The organism is Paenibacillus swuensis (assembly GCF_001644605.1).
GTDB lineage: Bacteria > Bacillota > Bacilli > Paenibacillales > DY6 > Paenibacillus_N > Paenibacillus_N swuensis.
The window spans coordinates 389,429-406,946 of record NZ_CP011388.1 but is presented as its reverse complement, the minus strand read 5'-3'; the positions used below and the strand labels follow the sequence as shown (position 1 = coordinate 406,946).

The following is a 17,518-nucleotide window of genomic DNA, read 5'->3' as shown; positions in this document are numbered from 1 at the left end:
GACTATGTTACACATAGAGTGTTCTGGCGTCCGACGGTCGTAGGAAGCACATCCTTCATATATCCCGTTCGGAATCGTGTCTGAATGCTGAATAAGGAGTTTGGTAGGAATGCTATACGACAAGGATACGGTTTATGTCATCGGGGATGCCCAGGCATCCGTGAACAATCCGATTACACAGAGGTACAGCGCGTTCTTCATCGGGCTCGTTGTTGACACGGCAAGTCATAAGATAGTTGACGCGGGATGTTCATCGACCATTCCTTTGACATCCGAGTTCGTGCGCTCCATCTTTATCGGACACAATATACTCCATTACGAACCCATAGCGGAAGAAATACGCAGACGGTATCACGGTTCTTCACAGAAGGCTTTGATTGTGGCGTATAAGGATGCTCAGAAGAAGTATAACCACACACTTAACGGTCGGAAAGAACAGGTACTCCCCTCTTCCGGTACAGTGTAAGCTGCTTTATTTATACGTATGGACTACATACCCGTAAATAAAACCCAGCAAACGGACATGCAGGAAGAGTCTTCCTGATGCTGTTTGCTGGGTTTTTTTCATATTTGGATTTGAATGGAGGCCAACACATTGAAACTCTATATCTCGATTGATATGGAAGGGGTAACCGGTTTAGTAGATTCCACTTTTGTAGATTCCAGGCAGCATAATTATGAACGCGGCCGGCACATCATGACCGATGAAGCGAACCACGTGATCGGCAGCGCTTTTCAGGAGGGATGCTCGGAAGTCATCGTGAATGACAGTCATTCCAAAATGAATAATCTGATTATTGAAAAACTTCATCCGGAGACACAATTGATTACCGGGGATGTGAAGCCGTATTCGATGGTACAGGGGTTGGACGCCTCCTTTGGGGGAGCGGCTTTCCTCGGTTACCACACGATGGCGGCCACGAAGGGCGTGCTGAGCCACACCATGATTTTCGGCGTCCGGAACATGTACATCAACGATGTCGCCGTGGGCGAGCTGGGCTTTAACGCTTACGTGGCAGGACATTACGGCGTACCGGTGCTGCTGGTGGCGGGCGATGACGAAACCGCCTTGGAAGCGGAAGCGCTGATCCCCGGCGTCACGACGGCTGTGGTCAAGAAGCGCATCTCCCGCACCTCGGCGCTGAGTCTGACACCGGCCAAGAGCGGCGAACTCCTGCAGGCGAAGACGAAGGAAGCGCTGGCGAGCCGCGAACGCGTAAAGCCGCTCGTACCGCCGGACCGTCCGCTGCTGACAATCGAATTCGCCAACTACGGCCAGGCCGAATGGGCTCATCTGATGCCGGGCACCACCCTGGAGGGGAACCGTCCCGTCGTCTCTTTTCAGGCCAAGGATATCCTTGAGGCTTACCAAGCGATGCTGGTCATGACGGAGCTGGCGATGCGTACGAATTTCTGTTAACTAAACGGGTGAGGTGAGGGCATAGCATGGCACAATACATACTTCGCAGATTTATCTCCATGATTGTCACCTTATGGCTGATCATTACCGTAACGTTCTTTCTGATGCATACGGTACCCGGGTCTCCGTTTGAGAAAGACGGGCGGAATTCGAATCCGACCGCGGTGCAGAACATGATGGAATTTTACAATTTGGACAAACCGGTTTCGGTACAATATGTGTTATATCTGAAGTCCTTGCTGCAGTTGGATTTGGGTCCGTCCATCGGCCATTTCCCCAATACGGTGAATTCCATGATTGAACGGGGTTTTCCGGTATCGTTCAAGCTGGGGATGGTGTCCATCGGATTCGCCGTCGTTTCCGGCGTGCTGCTGGGAACCCTGGCGGCGTTACGCCGCAACGGCATCATCGATTACATGGCGATGATCTTTGCCGTGATCGGCATCACGGTGCCTAACTTTGTTGTAGCGACGCTCCTCATCAAGTACGTCGCGGTGGAATGGAAGCTGTTGCCGGTCGCGATGTGGGGGAGCTGGAAGCATGTCATTCTTCCGGCCTTAGCGCTCTCGACCGGTCCGCTTGCCATCATCGCGCGCTTGACCCGCGCGAACATGCTGGAAGTGCTGACGGAAGATTACATTGAAACGGCGCGGGCCAAAGGGCTGTCGCCGTTCAGCATTATCGTCAAGCATGCGTTGCGTAACGCGATTTTGCCCGTGGTCACATTGCTTGGGGCTTTGGTGGCTAACGTGTTGACCGGGAGTTTCGTGATTGAGAAGATTTTTGCGATTCCGGGGATGGGCAAGTATTTCGTGGACGGTATCAACAACCGTGATTATTCATTAATTATGGGCACAACGGTGTTCTATAGCGCGCTGTTGGTGTTCATGATGTTTCTGGTGGATGTCGCCTACGGATTCATTGATCCCCGCATTAAGCTTCACCGAAGGGAGGCCTGACCATGAACGTTCCGGATTCATTATTCGTACCGATGCAACCGCGAGCCGGGATGGGGGAAGCCATCGTTCGTCCGCGAATGACCTTCTGGCAGGAAGCCTGGACACGGCTGCTCAAGAACAAGCTGGCGATGCTCGGATTGATTTTGATTGTGCTGATTGCGGTGCTTGCTGTGGCGGGACCGTATCTGACGGACCAAAGCTATTCCAAACAGGTGCTGCTGGAAGGAAATCAGAAGCCATCCGCCGCGCATTGGTTCGGCACGGATGAGTTAGGGCGCGATGTGTATGCCCGGATTCTCTACGGCGCGCGAATTTCGCTGTTCATCGGCTTGATGGCGGCGCTGATCGACTTCCTGATCGGCATTGTGTACGGAGGCATTTCCGGTTATGCCGGAGGTCGTATTGATAACATCATGATGCGGTTCGTGGATCTGCTGTACGGCATTCCCTACCTGCTGATTGTTATTCTGCTGATGGTCATTATGGGCCCGGGGCTGCTCACCATTATTATCGCGCTAAGCGCTACGGGCTGGATTGGAATGGCCCGGATCGTGCGGGGCCAGGTGCTAAGCCTGAAGAGCTCGGAATACGTGCTCGCGGCCAGAGCGCTCGGATCTTCCCCGAGCCAGATTATCCGCAAGCATCTGCTGCCTAACGCCATGGGCGTCATCATCGTCCAGGTCACGTTCTCCGTGCCGTCGGCGATCTTCGCGGAAGCGTTCCTGAGCTTCCTCGGTCTCGGCATCCAACCGCCGATGGCGAGCTGGGGCGTGATGGCGAACGACGGGTTGACAACGATCCTGTCCGGACAATGGTGGCGGCTGTTCTTCCCGGCGTTCTTCATCTCCATCACGATGCTGGCGTTCAATCTGCTGGGTGACGGCTTGCAAGACGCCTTCAATCCGAAGCTGAGGAGGTAAGCGCATGGAAAACTTGAACGACATAACGAATCCGAAGGACCTGAAGGACCTGAAGGACCTGAAGGACCCGAAGAAATCGAGGGGTTTGGAAAACTTGAACGACATCAAGGGAACAACAGCATCCGACCTGCTGCTTGAAGTCGAGAACCTGCACGTCTCCTTCACCACGCACGGCGGCCGCGTGCAAGCGGTTCGCGGTGTCAGCTTCACTTTGCGCAAGGGCGAAACCTTCGCCATCGTAGGCGAATCCGGCTGCGGCAAGAGCGTCACCGCGCGCAGCGTGATGCGCCTTCTGCCGCCGCACAGCTCCAGCATCGACCAGGGCAGCATTCGCTACAAAGGCCGGGAGCTGACCCAGCTGAGCGAGAAGCAGATGAGGGAGCTTCGCGGCTCCGAAATCTCCATGATCTTTCAAGACGCGATGACGGCGCTCAACCCCACCCTATCCATCGGGGAACAGATAATGGAAGGCATCATCCGCCATCAGAAGCTTTCCCGTTCGGCCGCGCGCAAACAGGCGATCGAGATGTTGGGTCTTGTGGGCATCTCCAACCCGGAGATGCGCCTCAAGCAATACCTGCACGAGTTCAGCGGCGGGATGAGGCAACGCATGATGATCGCGATCGCCTCGGTATGCAACCCGTCCATTCTCATCGCCGATGAGCCGACTACGGCGCTGGATGTAACGATTCAGGCGCAGATTATTGATTTGTTCAAGTTCCTGCAGAAGAAAACAGGCGTAGCCATCCTCATTATCACGCATGACCTCGGCGTTGTAGCCAACATCGCGGATCGCGTGAATGTGATGTACGCCGGCAAAGTTGTCGAGAGCGGCACGGTGCACGAGCTGTTCTACAACCCGCAGCATCCGTACACCCAAGGCCTGCTGGATTCCATTCCGCGGCTGGATATGGATCGGTCCCAACCGCTCAAGCCGATCGGCGGCACCCCGCCGGACTTGTTCGCTCCGCCGCAAGGCTGCGCTTTCGCCGCGCGATGCAGTCATGCCATGGAAGTTTGCGGCGTATACCAACCCGATAACACCGGATTGAGCGGGCATCACACGGTTGCCTGTTGGTTGCAAGATCCGAGAGCCAAGCGAATATCCCAGCCACCCGCGAAGAAGGCTTATGTTGCGGCTGTGCGATAGAAATACAAATAAATCATTAAGAGGAGAGAACAAAACGAATGAAAAAACTATCGGTATGGGTGATCGTCTTAACGTTCGTACTCGGAGCTGTGTTGGCAGGCTGCAACAGCAATAACAACACAACCGACAACGGCAACACGCCGGCGGGAAATAACAAAGAGCAGGCGAAAGAAGAGAAAACAGCGGAGGCGGAAGCCAAAATTGTCATGTATAACAACACGCGCGAACCGACTTCCCTGGATCCTCCGATCGGTTTCGATCAAGTATCCTACGACGTCGTGAACAATGCCTTTGAAGGCCTGACCCGCCTGGGCAAAGACCAGAAGCCGGAAGCCGCGATGGCGAAGGACTGGACGATTGCGGCGGATGGCCTGAAATACACATTTAACCTGCGCGACGGTATCAAATGGAGCAACGGCGACCCTGTGACCGCGGCGGATTTCGAATTCGCATGGAAGCGGCTGTTGGATCCGGCAACGGCTTCGGATGCGGCTTTCCTGGCATATCCGATTCAAGGCGCTGAAGCGTTCAATTCCGGTAAGGGCGCAGCGGACGGCGTCATGATTAAAGCGGTCAACGAGAAAACCCTTGAAGTTACCCTGGCTCAGCCTGCTTCCTGGTTGATTAACATGGTAGCCAGCCCGGCGTTCTTCCCGGTGCACAAAGCAACAGTGGAAGGCAATGCCGCTTGGGCCGGTGAAGCCGCAACGATCGTGAGCAACGGACCGTTCACCATCAAGGAATGGGCCCACGACAGCGAACTGAAGATGGTAAAGAACGACCAATACTGGGATGCAGCGAATGTGAAGCTGGACGGACTTACGTTCAAAATGGTCAATGACGCCAACACTGCCTACCAACTGTACTCAACGGGCGAGCTGCATACGACAGGCTCCATTCCGGCCGACCTCAGCGACCAATTGTTCGCAGAGAAGAAGGTGACCGTGGAAGAAAGCGCGGGCGTCGCCTTCTACCGTTTCAACGTAACGAAAGAGCCGTTCAAAAATGCGAACATCCGTAAAGCGTTTGTGGCCGCGGTGGACAGGCAGCAGCTGGTGGATCTGGTACTGAAGCAGAAGCAGAAGCCAGCGGTGGCCTTCGTTTCCCCGGGGCTGATCGAGCCGTCCGGCAAGGATTTCCGCGAAGTCGGCGGGGATTTGATCAAGTTTGACGCGGCGGAAGCGAAGACTCTTTTGGACAAAGGTATGAAAGAAGCGGGTTACACGACACTGCCGGAAGTGACCCTGACTTACAACACGAACGACGTTTCCCAACGGGTGGCTCAGGCGCTGCAAGCGATGTTCAAAGACAATCTGGGCGTCGATGTGAAGCTGGCGAACAAGGAAAGCAAGGTATTATCCGATGAGCAAAAGAAACTGCAGCTGCAACTCTCCCGCTCTTCGTTCCTGCCGGACTTTGCCGATCCGATCAACTTCCTGGACGGTTTCCAGTCCACCAACCCGTTCAGCCGGACAGGCTGGGTCAACGCGGCGTATGATAAATTGATTAAAGACGCATATAATGAACCAGATGAACCGAAACGGTTCCAGATGCTGCATGATGCGGAGAAGATTTTGATGGATGAGGCCCCTGTGCTCCCGTTATATTTCTACAACACCGTGTACATGCAAACGGAGAAACTTGAAGGTGTGGTCCGTCATCCGTTCGGATTTATCGACTTTAAGTGGACCGATTTGAAATCATAATCAATTAGGAAATAAGGGGTGTGCGCCTTTAGGGTGGCTTCCCCTTTTTTTCTAGAGAATTGGGCAGAAATGAGGACATCTATGAGCGTACATCGGATCAAACCGCGGGCATTAGTCCCGGGAAATACCGTGGGAATCACAGCGCCTGCAAGTCCCGGGGACTGGGAGCAGATGAAGTCGGCTGCGGCTTATTTGGAACAGCTGGGATTACGGGTGCAAGTAGGAAATACGGTGTTGAAGCAGCACGGGTACTTGTCGGGAACGGACGCGGAGCGGGCGGAGGAGTTGAACGCGATGTTCGCTGATCCGGGGATTCATGCGATCTTGTGCGCGCGGGGCGGGTATGGTACGCCCCGAATCGCCGATCGACTCGATTATGAGATGATACGGGCGAATCCGAAAGTGTTCTGGGGATATAGCGATATTACGTTCCTGCATGCGGCGATTGGCAAATTGTCGGGTTTAGTGACGTTTCATGGACCGATGATGATTGATTTGTGCAAAATGGATGTGAATCCACTCACCGTTCAGAATTTGCAACTCCTGGTTCAGCCGGGGGTATTGTGTTATACGGAAGAAATCGCGCCTTTGGATGTACTGGTGGAAGGTGTCGCTTCGGGCCCGTTGATTGGCGGGAATTTATCGTTAATCGTGAGCACGCTGGGCACGCCATATGAAATCGACACCACCGGAGCGTTGCTGTTCATAGAAGATATTGATGAGGAACCGTATCGGATCGACCGGATGCTGAACCAATTGCGGTTAGCCGGGAAGTTTGCGGACGCGGCCGGGATGGTGATCGGCGATTTCAACAACTGTGCGCCGAGGAAGCGGAAAGTGTCATTATCACTGGATGAGGTCATACAGGATCACATCGTTGCTGCAGGCAAGCCGGTCATGGCGGGATTCCGCATCGGACACTGTTCACCGAATATCGCGTTACCGCTCGGCATCGAAGCAACCATGAACACGTACGAGAAGCGGCTGGAATGTCATGAGCCCGGGACTTACGCCTAAGGAGGACTACATACGATGATTATTGAAAATATAGAAATCATGAGGCAATCCACGCCGCTAATCAAGCCGTTCAAAACCGCGCTTCGCACGGTATATCATGCCGAATCGATCATCGTCAGGCTGGCAACCGAGGATGGACGCGCGGGATGGGGCGAGGCTCCTTCCACGATTGTGATTACGGGCGATAGTCTGGAAGGGATCCATGCGGCAATTGAGAATACGTTCAAACCGCTATTGATCGGGCAGGATGTACGCGGCTATGAGCGGATTCTGCAAGCGGTACACCAATCCATGATCGGCAGTTCAAGCGCCAAAGCCGCCGTGGACATGGCGGTGTACGATCTGATTGCGCAGTGCTGCGGATTGCCGCTCTATCAGTTTTTGGGCGGATACAAGGATGAGCTTGAAACAAATTTCACGGTCAGCGTGAACTCGCCGAAGGAAATGGGTGAGGATGCGGTCAGGTATGTGCAGGACGGCTTTAATGTGTTGAAGATCAAGGTGGGCAAGGACAGTATGGCCGAGGACATTGCTCGGATGGAGGAAATTCGCCGGTGCGTAGGGCCCGCTGTGAAGATCCGCGTGGATGCGAATCAAGGCTGGCAGGTGAAGGACGCGGTGCGCGCCATACGCCGGATGGAGGATCTGGGTCTGGACATTGAGCTGGTGGAGCAACCGGTAAAGGCGCATGATATCGAGGGTTTGAAGGCGGTCACGGATGCGGTGGAAACGCCGATTATGGCGGATGAGAGCGTGTTTTCGCCGGGGCAGGCGTTTGAAGTGCTGAAGCGTCGGGCCGCGGATCTGATCAACATTAAGCTGATGAAGTCGGGCGGGATCTATAAGGCGCAGATGATTAACCATCTCGCGGAGGAATGCGGCGTGGAATGTATGGTGGGGAGCATGATTGAGTCAAGGGTGGCGGTCACGGCGGCAGCCCACTTGGCGGCAAGCAAAAAAAACATCACCCGTTTCGACTTCGACGCGCCGCTGATGTTGATGAACGACATTGTGGTCGGCGGCGTGCAGTATGACGGCCGGCGGATGACGTTTCCGCAGGAAGCGGGGCTGGGCATTCGGGATGTGCTCCGGCATTCTTCGGTCGGGGCGGGGATGTAGCTCGTAAAGGTTGAGTGAAGCGAGGAATGAGCGAGATATTGCCCGGGCAATATTTTGTCGAAACGTAAAGAAGAGGGAAATGGCGCAGGAAAGTGGAAGGCGAGGATTAAGGTTAAAGCCAGGCGTAGAGGGTGAGCGCAGAACAGCAGGAGATGAAAGATATAGCCTCTAGGCGAGGAGGGCGTGATGATGAACGCTGACGAACATGAAATGCGGCAAATGACGGTAGCGGTGTCCGTAGCCACGGTGTGGACGACACCGGAGTCCCCGCGGGCGCTGGATGCTCCGGCCCTGGCGCGGCCGGCCGGCATCCGGGAGTGGCTGTCCGCGATGACGATAGCGGACAGACTGGATCTGTGCGCGTCGAACCGGGTGCAGACGCAGGCGCTTTATGGGGTGACCGTACGCATTGCGGAGGAACGCGAGCAATGGGTTAAGGTGCTCTTGCCGCAGCAAAGCACGCGACAGCACGAAGCCGGGTACCCCGGCTGGGTGCCGCGCGCGCAGCTGGCTGCGGCGATGGTTGCTCCGCCGGGCGCAGCCTGGGCGGAGGTGGTCGCCGGCACGGCGTGGCTTTACGGTGCCGCGGAGGCGGTCGGTGGCGGGGGTTTGCCCGCGGAGGCGCAGCCGCAGCCGCGGCTGGAGCTGAGCTACCTGACGAAGCTCCCGGTGCTTGAAGCCGCAGGCGACTGGGTGAAGGTGCAGACAACGGAAGGAACCGGCTTCTTTAAGGCGGACGATGTTCGGATCCTTACGGGTTCGGCGGAGCCGGTGCCTGGGTCATCACCGAATTTCCACACTGGCAGAACATCTCCATTTTCAATGGAGGACATGTCGGGTAATTCCAAGCCGAACGCCACTGCCGGTCAGACCATTGTTGAGCAAGCCCGCCGCTTTCTCGGGCTCCATTACCTCTGGGGCGGCATGTCCGCGTTCGGGTACGACTGCTCCGGATTTGCGTATAACATGCATCATTCTTTCGGCATTAACATCCCGCGGGACGCATCCGATCAAGCCAGACATGGTTTACTGGTGGAGAAGGCGGATTTGGAAGCGGGGGATTTGCTCTTTTTTGCTCATGAAGAGGGGAAGGGCAGGGTGCATCACGTAGGCATTTATGCAGGTGACGGGCGGATGATTCATGCGCCGGAATCCACTTCCAGTATCGAGCTGGTGGACCTGAAGGGCTTCAGGCTGGAAAAGGAGCATTGCATCTCGCGGCGGTATTGGTCTTAGGCGACTTTTCAAAATAAGCAAACTCTGTGGAGAATTACCACAGAGTTTTTTTGCTGAGCGGAAAGCTATGCTGCTAGAAATTATTGAACAATAATACTATAAAATATGGTAAATTACTAATAGAGGAGGTGGACTGTATGAAGGATGATAAAAACAGGGTCATCAAACGTGAAGAACTAGAAGAGTCACAACAAACAGGGAGTATTATCCCTTCCAAGGAAGCCGTAAGCCAAGCGGCAATGGAGGTTATGAAACGTCACCGTGAAGTGCTTGAAAGACTTGCGAAGAATTAAATATTAGCACAGCGATTTAAGCTATTTTCGTTTCAACAAAGCACGGAAGCAATACAACCCGCCCCACATCTCGGTGTACAGCGCATCCTCCGGCAGCTCCCAGTCAACCGGGCCGGCGACAGCCAGATCGGCTTCCTCCAACTGCTCGCGCAACAAGGCCAGGTCGATATTGGGGTAATCGAATGTCAGCACGACAAGTCCGTCCGGCCGCAGCACTCTCCGAAATTCCTTAAGCGCGGAAAGGCAGGCTTGAGCAGGCATTTCTTCCAGCACCGAGATACAGAAAACCCGGTCAAAGGAAGCATCCGCATACGGCAGCCGCGTCAAATCCGCATGGGCGAATTGTACCCGATCCACATACTGATTCCGAACAACCTCCGCCGCTTCAGCCCCGAAGAAGCTCCCCCTCATGCTCTCAATAACCTGTTCCGGCATCACAATCCGAGGATCGATATCACAGGCATACACCTGATCCGTGACCGTGGTAAGGTAAAACTTAAACGGATGATCGATCCCGCAAGCGGCATCCAGCACGACATCCCCAGGCCTGACAAAGTTTTTGGCCCATTCATATTCATAGAGTCGGCTCCACCAATAGTGGGGAATCCGAAACAGCACTTCATCCGAATGCGGATCCGAAACCTTAAAAAATCGGCTATCCTCAGTTCCCATGCGCTACACTCCCACCTTCCCGTGCTTTATACCTCCGCTTCCACAAATCTAAGCCACTTTCACCTGCCGCCCTCCAAGCATTCAACGTCGCAAAGCTGCGTTAACCATGCTATTGCCCCGCCACGCCTTACATTACCTCAACCCCGTTAATGCTCCCAACCGCGCCACAATATCCTCCGCCCGATGCCTGTACGTATGGTTGGCATAAGCGTGATTTTGCCCCTCCGTACGAATCCGTTTCATGGCGTCTGGTCTGGCCTGGTAATAGCGAACCAACTCGACCGTTTCCTCGGGACTCTGAGTCCACACCAGATGTTTATGATTCTCGAACATGTGCTCAATAGCAGGGGTATGTTGTGTAAGGAAAAATCCGCCGCAGCCCAACACTTCGAACGTACGCATCGACTGCATCGTAGACGAGTTGCCAATGCTGTGCACGCCCAGAATGAAAGCGGATGAAGCGCATAAATCGGGCCAATCCAGATAACCGAAATATCCTTTGTAAGCGTTCGGCGGCACCTGGTACCCCAGTTTTCCGTTCACCCAGTTGTCATCGCCGTAGAACACGAGCGGTAAATCAGCCTGTAGACAAGCATCAAACAAGATTCGATGACCTTCAATCCGATGGGGATGATTCTCGTAATTATTGCCTACGAACACAAGCTCATGGTGAAATTCAGGGCGCAACAAACCCTTTCTATGAAACGCCGGATTACAGGCAAAAGGGATACAAATCGCCTCCACACCGGCAGGCTCATAAATCTCCTGCAGCCACTCGCGATGGGTCGTCAAGGTTAACACAGACCGCTTCCCGTACGCCAATGACAGATTATAGGCGACAGGGTCTTCGATGCCCCAGTACACGTGGGAAATGCCGCTCTGTTCCAGAACGGGAAAGATGACATCTTCCCGGCCCACGCCGCCTTCAGTCAGGAGCACATCAGGCTTGCACGCCGCAATACGATGCAGCATACCTTCCGTGGAATCTTCTTCCGGGCGTAGAATCTCAACCTCGTGTCCGAGTTGTTGAAACCCTGCAGCAAGCCCGAATGTGATGATGGGAGCCCAATTCAGAAAGAGAATCCTCAACTTTCATCCCTCCTTTCATCCGTTATCAGCTTATGTCGGTACAGGAAATCGGATGACAAACTAGGTAGATACACAATCAACCGCTAAGGCCTATACATACTGTGATAAAGTCTCGGTTACAGAAAAATATACGGATAGGTGAGAAGCCATGAAGACGGAGATCACCATCATCTACCCGCCAGCCATTGACTATCAGTTTATGCATCAAAGGCCGCATCAGATGATGAAAGCTTTTGCCCAAGCCGGTGCCAACGTCGTGTTCATTAATCCGGCGGATCTGTTTCCCCAGCATGAACCGGTCATCCAGCCTTATCCGGAGCTTCCTGACTTCAGGGTCATTCATCGCAGTGTAGACTATAAACCTTACATTCGAGGTAAGGTGGTGTTCTGGTGCGCGGTAAATCAAGGGTGGTTTATCGACTCCAATGATCATGATCTGGCGGTGTTTGATTCTTGTGATCTGGCGGCGGATGAATTTTCGGCTTGGCATCAACTCGTACCCGTTATGGAACGGAAAACGGCGATTACCTTTGCCTCGGCGCAGGCAATCTATAACGAGCATGCTTCCCGCGGAATTCGAACGGTGTTGTTACCGAATGCGGCTGATTATGAGCATTTCAAAAGCGCGGCCCAGCGACTGTCACGACCTTCTGACTTACCTCAAACCAAGGATGAGCCTTTAATCGGATATTACGGAGCGGTGACCAGCTGGATGGATCTGGAGATGGTTTACGCCGTAGCGGAACGTTATCCTGTTGTGTTAATCGGAGCGAACCGGCTCTATGACCTGGAAGTGAAGCACCCTCGGGTGACCAAACTGGAGATGAAATCATACGAGGAGTTACCCGGCTACTTAAGCTGGTTCGATGCCGCCTTGATTCCTTTTCGTTTGACTCCGATGATCGAAGGCTGTGATCCGGTGAAGTTTTATGAGTATAGTTCCGCTGGAAAGCCCGTGATCGCCTCGGATATGCCGGAGCTGCGGAAGTTTGGAAATTTAGCCTATATTACGAATGTAACCAACGCGCCGGACACGGTGGCCAGAGCATTAGCGGATAATCATGAAGTTAAGGTGCGTCAAAGGCAAAGGATGGCGTTCCGAAATTCTTGGATTAACCGGGCCCGATACGCATTGTTCGTCATGATTAACCAACTATCAGTAAACCAACTAGCAAGAAAGGGTGGGGTGCGAAATGAGAACGTTGAAGTTAAAGAAGGGCACACGCGGTAAACAGGTCGTCATTCACGGTTGCCAAAGAAAACCCAAAAAGAAACGGAAGCTGTCCAGGTTTCGCATCACGCCGATTCAACTGTTGAACAGAATTCGCAGGGTTTCCAGACAGCTGGCCTATTTCATGACAGATTACAATCAACGCAGACTGGAGACAGCGGCCGCTATAGCCAACCTTACAACGGTATCGCAGAATTTGGCTCGGGAAATCACGATTTTGCAGCAATCGCGGCTTACAGATTTAGCCCGGGGCGGCGGCATCGTGAGTCCCATTCCGTTCCAAGGCATCATCTCGATCTTGACACCGCGGCTCGGTACAACCGTTGCTCTGGAGACCGATGCCGGTCCGATTGTCGGGACCCTGGCTGAAGTAGGAAGCGACTATGCGCGCATGAATGAACCGACGGGAGCGATTGTATTCATCCCATTTGGTCAGATCAACACGATTGAATAGCGACAGACGATATGTTCCCAGAAGAAAGGAGGTTCCTCATGCCATCATTCACAGAAGCTTTGCGCGCCTTTACAGGACGGAGAGCTGAGATTTATCAAGCTTCCCAACTGACCAGAGGCGTTATCCTGCAGGTAGAACCGGCCATCATTACCGTACAACAAACACCAACCGCGTATGAACAAGTGACGCCTGTGTCTGTATCGGTCAGCCGGGTTGAATTTGTGCGCCTTCCGCCGATCTAGACTTCTAACGGTTTCACAAACAGGCTGAACCAATCTCTCCACTCCGCATAGTGGCTGGTATGGCTGGCGCTGACACTGTCTTCCCGCAAGCGCCTATGGTACAACGGCTCCGGGATGCGCTCGACCGTGTAGTGACCGGCCAGTCTGGCCATCATTTGAAAGTCTTCATACAACCGTCCTCCTCCGGGACCGTGCTCCCACCAACCGCCAAGCGAGCGTAAGGCTTCGATGCGATAGCAACGCGGAGCCAGAGGAATAGCATCGCGAAGCAGCTTAAGCGCGGAGAAACTTGCCATGGCGGGTACATATTGATGAAATACAGGTTGCCCGTCCGGACGTTCTTTCCAGAGGATATGGTCCGCGTACACCATACCTAAGTCCGGCTGAGAGGTTATAGTCCGGTGCAGCACAGACAAACAAGCAGGATCAAGCCAGTCATCCGCATCCAACTCGAGAAGATAGCTTCCTTGAGCTTGGATCAAGGCCTTGTTGAGACTTGCGGCTTTCCCTTCATTACGATCACTGCGCAGCATCCGAACCCTGACATCCCTACCGTAGTCTCTCATCATACCGTCGCTCGATTCCGTGGAACCGTCATCCATCAGAATCAATTCCCAGTTCGGGAAGGATTGCCTCATCACACTTTGGATGCTCCAAGACAAGTACGAGATGTCATTATGAAAGCACAGAACAATGCTGAAATAGGGCAGAGCACCAACAGGAGTAATGCCATATGTTGAACGTGCGGATAACAGCGGTTCCATATACGTCCATTGAGCCATGGATTTATGCCATTTCGGGGGAACGGGGTGACGGGTCCACATGTCGAGGGCGCACTCCGTCCAGGTCCATTCCTTGCCCAGCCGGAGCTGCATCTCAAGCAAGACATAACATTCGAACGGCAGCTTCTCCCTACTTGCAAAATAAAGCCGCTCCCCCTCCCCCGTAAAGCAAGCTTCCCTGCGCCAGAGGAAGGGACCGCGGGGGACGGGTTTGCTGTTCCCTGCACCGGGTGCCTGTTCCGGGGCTGCCACCCCTGCGCAACCGGATTCCAATCGGCCCTCCGCCAACGAAAGAAGGGCCGGAGAAAATAACTCTCCGGCCACAACAGTTATGAAATATTCACCGATGCCGGCCTCTCCCATCGACTCAGGGCTTCGCAAAGTTTCATTCAGGACAAGGGAAGCTTGGCCGGACTCGGCAACGATGACCACCGCATCCGGTATGCATGCTTTCACATGGTGCGAGGTGCCACGGACGGCTGCTTCCCCAAGATTGAATAAATCCAGAATGAAGATAACCATCACATGCCCCCTCACCAACCTATAGAATCGGGTAATCCACCACAATCACTTGCTCGAGCAACCCGCTGAGCGAAGCGACAAAAGCTTGATGCAACGGATGCGGACCATAATTGCGTAAGTCTTCCTGCGTCTCGAAGGTTACCCGCAAGCCTAGGGAGAAGCCATGGGCAACTTCGGTTTCTTCCGTCACATTGATGCCCGCGGACAGCTCGGCGATGCCCGGAATCTGACCTTTGAAAGCCAGCAATTGATCCAGTAAGGCTTGTTCCTGCTCCGACGTTACCTTTTCGTTAAACTTAAATATAACAATATGTTCAATCATGGGATTTAGAACCTCCTGTTTTATGATATAAGAGAATTTAAAGTCGTTTGTAGTCTCGGATAATCACATGAATCACATGCTTACCCCAATCTGAAAGTTCTGAGCCTTTGTCATTCCAAGCGTAGGTTATGAGTGCTTTCCACAAGGCCCAGCCGCGAGCGCGATGGACGGTGTCTTCATCTATGTTCATGCGACTAATGAATCTCTCGCGGCTGACGTCGTCAAAGAAGTTCCATGCCATTACAAGATCGCATGAAGGATCTCCAACACCCATGGTTCCGAAATCAATAACGCCACACAGTCGTCCGTCCTTCACAAGCAGATTGCCTACTGCGATATCGCCGTGCACCCAGAGCGGAACTGATTGATATCTTGTTTTAAGTGATAGTTCCCATATTTCTGTAAGAAGCATTGGATCATATTCACCGGAAAGAGTCTCGATGACGGACCTTGTATCATGGTCGTAAACGGCAAGGTTTCCTCCTCGATGGAAGTTTTGGATGCCTGCAGGTATACCACGGCTCGGATCGATCGCTTCCAGCTCTTTCAGAAATTCCGCGAGGTCTTCGGAAAATTCGTTAAGATCGCGTATATTAGAGCGCGAGACGGTATCGCCTTCGATCCATCGGTTGACCGACCATGGGAGGGGATATTCGTCCGTCGGCTCGCCTTTGGCAACGGGAGCAGGAACGGGCAAGGAAAGAAGAGGCTGGAATACAGGAAGCCACAGCGACTCTTTCTCAACAGCCGAAGCGTAGCTTTCATGACTGGGCAGACGAATGGACAATTCATCACCGAGACGAAAGGTGCGGTTATCATGTCCGCTTCTTTCTACGGGCCTTATAGATAAATGACTCCACTGTGGGAATTGACTATCCATTAATCGGCGTACTAATTCGACAGTTATTTCAATCATTGGTTCCCTCGCTTCCTGATTATATGTAGTTGATAGGAATAGTTTAGCTCAACGAAGATATTTATCATAGAATGTTTTGGAACAGGAAGGAAGATGGGGGGCTGAATTTTTGATTATAAAGTTGTAACCTTATAGTCCAGATTGCGTCAAATATAACAGACAGATGATATGGAGGTACACGGAATGGAATTAATAACAGGAGGAATTTTAATATCCTCTGTAATGGTACACGCAATGTGGAAGGTGATGAACCGGCTCTACAAGGGGTTTAAATATAGGCAAATTAGCGAAATCATAAAAGGTGTTCTTGCCTTCGGCTTACCCACCCTATTCGTTGGAATAGCGTATGAGATTGCCTATGTATTATATATTACTTTTAAACCATCCTAAGCCATACTTTAATGCAGTGAGAAAGAAGGAATCGGCCTGCTTCCACAGAATACCTCCTATGGTAACAAACCAACAACTGGGAGCGAAAGAAATGACAGAGAGATTGATCCGCCTCATCCGCATGATTATCGCGATACAAAGCAAGCCCGGCATCACCGCCAAAGAACTGGCCGAGAAATGCGAGGCCACCGAAAGAACCATTTACCGCGATCTGAACTTACTCGCCATCGTTACACCCCTGACGAATGAAGGGTACGGCAAAGGGTACACGTTCATGGGCAACTTCGCCATCTATCCCCTCAATTGGACGGAGCAGGAGGCGCTGGTGTTCTCGATGTTGCCAAAGGTGATGGACCAGGTGCAGACGCTCTTGCCGCCGGGGTTCGACTCCGCCTATGAGAAAGTCATGGCCACATATAATAAACAGCGGTCCAATCACAAGGAGATTCTAGAACAGATTACCGAAGTCATCCAGATGGGTACACCCGCCTACAGGGAGGACAGCCCCAACTATCTGTATACGATCCTGCAAGCGTCCCTTGAGCATAAATCCATCAAAGCCATCTACCATACCCAGAGCCGTAACACCCAGACGGAGCGAATCATCGACCCGTATTATCTGGTTCCGCGGGACCAAAGATTCTACTTGCTAGGCTATTGCCACACCGCCGGCGCCGTACGGACGTTCCGGATTTCGCGGTTTCGGGAGGTTACAATCATGCCGCAGACGTATGAGAGAGAAGATTTTAACATCAAATCCTATCTGAAGAACACCTGGTCCATTGAGCGGGGCGACAAGCAGATCAAGTTCAAGGTGAAATTCTACCCGGATGTGGCGCGTTACATTAAAGAGGAGGAATTGTTCGTGCGGCCGCGGATTACGGATCTGCCAGACGGCGGGTTGCTGTTCGAGGTGACGGTGAATGACGATCGGGAATTCCTGAATTGGGTGTATCAATATGGTCCGTCGGCGGAAATTCTGGAACCGGTATCGTACCGGGTGGCGCTGCTGGAGCAGTTGGATCGCTGGAAGTCCCTGTATAGCAAGACCGAAACTACAATTTCCTGATACGGTCAG

The 17,518-nt window shown here is 53.1% G+C and carries 20 protein-coding genes; 15 read left to right on the top strand and 5 right to left on the bottom strand.

Features of this window, described 5'->3' with window-relative positions; all coding sequences use genetic code 11:
- Positions 1 to 109 precede the first annotated feature (109 nt).
- The 10 genes from SY83_RS01865 to SY83_RS22960 all read left to right on the top strand — a co-directional run bounded on the left by SY83_RS01865 (position 110) and on the right by SY83_RS22960 (position 9,820).
- Positions 110 to 466, top strand: a complete 357-nt coding sequence (locus SY83_RS01865) for a DUF3870 domain-containing protein (protein ID WP_068603731.1) — start codon at positions 110 to 112, stop codon at positions 464 to 466.
- A gap of 129 nt (positions 467 to 595) precedes the next feature.
- Positions 596 to 1,420 (top strand): M55 family metallopeptidase, encoded by an 825-nt coding sequence (locus SY83_RS01860; RefSeq protein WP_068603724.1) that lies wholly within the window; start codon positions 596 to 598, stop codon positions 1,418 to 1,420.
- A gap of 26 nt (positions 1,421 to 1,446) precedes the next feature.
- Positions 1,447 to 2,379, top strand: coding sequence for an ABC transporter permease (locus SY83_RS01855; protein ID WP_068603721.1), 933 nt, complete (start codon positions 1,447 to 1,449; stop codon positions 2,377 to 2,379).
- Between the two features lie 2 nt (positions 2,380 to 2,381).
- Positions 2,382 to 3,299 carry an ABC transporter permease gene (locus SY83_RS01850; RefSeq protein ID WP_068603718.1) on the top strand — a complete coding sequence of 306 codons (918 nt, stop codon included), beginning with the start codon at positions 2,382 to 2,384 and terminating at the stop codon, positions 3,297 to 3,299.
- 4 nt (positions 3,300 to 3,303) lie between these two features.
- Complete coding sequence (locus SY83_RS01845) at positions 3,304 to 4,449, top strand: ABC transporter ATP-binding protein (RefSeq protein ID WP_082882252.1); 1,146 nt, start codon at positions 3,304 to 3,306, stop codon at positions 4,447 to 4,449.
- 38 nt (positions 4,450 to 4,487) lie between these two features.
- Positions 4,488 to 6,155: a peptide ABC transporter substrate-binding protein gene (locus SY83_RS01840; RefSeq protein WP_068603717.1), complete on the top strand. Its 1,668-nt coding sequence runs from the start codon at positions 4,488 to 4,490 to the stop codon at positions 6,153 to 6,155.
- 81 nt (positions 6,156 to 6,236) lie between these two features.
- Complete coding sequence (locus tag SY83_RS01835) at positions 6,237 to 7,172, top strand: S66 peptidase family protein (RefSeq protein WP_407944604.1); 936 nt, start codon at positions 6,237 to 6,239, stop codon at positions 7,170 to 7,172.
- Positions 7,173 to 7,187: 15 nt separating this feature from the next.
- Positions 7,188 to 8,291 carry a dipeptide epimerase gene (locus tag SY83_RS01830; protein ID WP_068603713.1) on the top strand — a complete coding sequence of 368 codons (1,104 nt, stop codon included), beginning with the start codon at positions 7,188 to 7,190 and terminating at the stop codon, positions 8,289 to 8,291.
- Positions 8,292 to 8,480: 189 nt separating this feature from the next.
- A complete protein-coding gene (locus SY83_RS01825) occupies positions 8,481 to 9,527 on the top strand; it encodes a C40 family peptidase (protein WP_231891353.1) in 1,047 nt (348 codons plus the stop codon).
- 137 nt (positions 9,528 to 9,664) lie between these two features.
- The gene (locus SY83_RS22960) at positions 9,665 to 9,820 is read left to right on the top strand and encodes a hypothetical protein (protein WP_157279763.1); all 156 of its coding nucleotides are present in this window, start codon (positions 9,665 to 9,667) and stop codon (positions 9,818 to 9,820) included.
- A gap of 21 nt (positions 9,821 to 9,841) precedes the next feature.
- Here the strand turns inward: SY83_RS22960 and SY83_RS01820 are convergent, their stop codons facing one another.
- Complete coding sequence (locus SY83_RS01820; RefSeq protein WP_068603711.1) at positions 9,842 to 10,492, bottom strand: class I SAM-dependent methyltransferase; 651 nt, start codon at positions 10,490 to 10,492, stop codon at positions 9,842 to 9,844.
- 132 nt (positions 10,493 to 10,624) lie between these two features.
- A complete protein-coding gene (locus tag SY83_RS01815) occupies positions 10,625 to 11,581 on the bottom strand; it encodes a CgeB family protein (RefSeq protein WP_068603710.1) in 957 nt (318 codons plus the stop codon).
- 148 nt (positions 11,582 to 11,729) lie between these two features.
- Between SY83_RS01815 and SY83_RS01810 the strand changes: the two genes are divergently transcribed.
- From SY83_RS01810 to SY83_RS01800, 3 genes are read left to right on the top strand one after another with little or no spacing between them, the layout of a single operon-like run.
- Complete coding sequence (locus SY83_RS01810) at positions 11,730 to 12,812, top strand: glycosyltransferase family protein (RefSeq protein ID WP_068603708.1); 1,083 nt, start codon at positions 11,730 to 11,732, stop codon at positions 12,810 to 12,812.
- A complete protein-coding gene (locus SY83_RS01805; protein WP_068603705.1) occupies positions 12,775 to 13,266 on the top strand; it encodes a hypothetical protein in 492 nt (163 codons plus the stop codon). The genes SY83_RS01810 and SY83_RS01805 overlap by 38 nt, the downstream gene beginning before the upstream one ends.
- Before the next feature lie 38 nt (positions 13,267 to 13,304).
- Entirely contained in the window at positions 13,305 to 13,508 is a 204-nt protein-coding gene (locus SY83_RS01800) for a hypothetical protein (RefSeq protein WP_068603702.1), read from the top strand.
- Here SY83_RS01800 and SY83_RS01795 read toward each other — a convergent pair.
- From SY83_RS01795 to SY83_RS01785, 3 genes are read right to left on the bottom strand one after another with little or no spacing between them, the layout of a single operon-like run.
- Positions 13,505 to 14,812: a glycosyltransferase family 2 protein gene (locus tag SY83_RS01795; RefSeq protein WP_068603699.1), complete on the bottom strand. Its 1,308-nt coding sequence runs from the start codon at positions 14,810 to 14,812 to the stop codon at positions 13,505 to 13,507. The two genes, SY83_RS01800 and SY83_RS01795, sit on opposite strands and share 4 nt — an antisense overlap.
- A gap of 19 nt (positions 14,813 to 14,831) precedes the next feature.
- Positions 14,832 to 15,134 carry a Dabb family protein gene (locus SY83_RS01790; RefSeq protein WP_068603697.1) on the bottom strand — a complete coding sequence of 101 codons (303 nt, stop codon included), beginning with the start codon at positions 15,132 to 15,134 and terminating at the stop codon, positions 14,832 to 14,834.
- A gap of 37 nt (positions 15,135 to 15,171) precedes the next feature.
- On the bottom strand, positions 15,172 to 16,050 hold the full coding sequence (locus SY83_RS01785; protein ID WP_068603695.1) for an aminoglycoside phosphotransferase family protein: 879 nt from the start codon (positions 16,048 to 16,050) through the stop codon (positions 15,172 to 15,174).
- Positions 16,051 to 16,233: 183 nt separating this feature from the next.
- Between SY83_RS01785 and SY83_RS01780 the strand changes: the two genes are divergently transcribed.
- Positions 16,234 to 16,440 (top strand): hypothetical protein, encoded by a 207-nt coding sequence (locus tag SY83_RS01780; RefSeq protein WP_068603693.1) that lies wholly within the window; start codon positions 16,234 to 16,236, stop codon positions 16,438 to 16,440.
- Positions 16,441 to 16,531: 91 nt separating this feature from the next.
- Entirely contained in the window at positions 16,532 to 17,509 is a 978-nt protein-coding gene (locus SY83_RS01775; RefSeq protein ID WP_068603690.1) for a helix-turn-helix transcriptional regulator, read from the top strand.
- Positions 17,510 to 17,518: the final 9 nt, after the last annotated feature.

Bases quoted from the DNA above. Each gene is read 5' to 3' on its own strand.
- SY83_RS01835 (WP_407944604.1), top strand. From the start codon at position 6,237: ATGAGCGTACATCGGATCAAACCGCGGGCATTAGTCCCGGGAAATACC.
- SY83_RS01810 (WP_068603708.1), top strand. From the start codon at position 11,730: ATGAAGACGGAGATCACCATCATCTACCCGCCAGCCATTGACTATCAG.
- SY83_RS01825 (WP_231891353.1), top strand. From the start codon at position 8,481: ATGAACGCTGACGAACATGAAATGCGGCAAATGACGGTAGCGGTGTCC.
- SY83_RS01855 (WP_068603721.1), top strand. From the start codon at position 1,447: ATGGCACAATACATACTTCGCAGATTTATCTCCATGATTGTCACCTTA.
- SY83_RS01795 (WP_068603699.1), bottom strand. From the start codon at position 14,812: ATGGTTATCTTCATTCTGGATTTATTCAATCTTGGGGAAGCAGCCGTC.
- SY83_RS01800 (WP_068603702.1), top strand. From the start codon at position 13,305: ATGCCATCATTCACAGAAGCTTTGCGCGCCTTTACAGGACGGAGAGCT.
- SY83_RS01840 (WP_068603717.1), top strand. From the start codon at position 4,488: ATGAAAAAACTATCGGTATGGGTGATCGTCTTAACGTTCGTACTCGGA.
- SY83_RS01805 (WP_068603705.1), top strand. From the start codon at position 12,775: ATGAGAACGTTGAAGTTAAAGAAGGGCACACGCGGTAAACAGGTCGTC.
- SY83_RS22960 (WP_157279763.1), top strand. From the start codon at position 9,665: ATGAAGGATGATAAAAACAGGGTCATCAAACGTGAAGAACTAGAAGAG.
- SY83_RS01820 (WP_068603711.1), bottom strand. From the start codon at position 10,492: ATGGGAACTGAGGATAGCCGATTTTTTAAGGTTTCGGATCCGCATTCG.
- SY83_RS01785 (WP_068603695.1), bottom strand. From the start codon at position 16,050: ATGATTGAAATAACTGTCGAATTAGTACGCCGATTAATGGATAGTCAA.
- SY83_RS01780 (WP_068603693.1), top strand. From the start codon at position 16,234: ATGGAATTAATAACAGGAGGAATTTTAATATCCTCTGTAATGGTACAC.
- SY83_RS01850 (WP_068603718.1), top strand. From the start codon at position 2,382: ATGAACGTTCCGGATTCATTATTCGTACCGATGCAACCGCGAGCCGGG.
- SY83_RS01830 (WP_068603713.1), top strand. From the start codon at position 7,188: ATGATTATTGAAAATATAGAAATCATGAGGCAATCCACGCCGCTAATC.
- SY83_RS01845 (WP_082882252.1), top strand. From the start codon at position 3,304: ATGGAAAACTTGAACGACATAACGAATCCGAAGGACCTGAAGGACCTG.
- SY83_RS01790 (WP_068603697.1), bottom strand. From the start codon at position 15,134: ATGATTGAACATATTGTTATATTTAAGTTTAACGAAAAGGTAACGTCG.
- SY83_RS01865 (WP_068603731.1), top strand. From the start codon at position 110: ATGCTATACGACAAGGATACGGTTTATGTCATCGGGGATGCCCAGGCA.
- SY83_RS01775 (WP_068603690.1), top strand. From the start codon at position 16,532: ATGACAGAGAGATTGATCCGCCTCATCCGCATGATTATCGCGATACAA.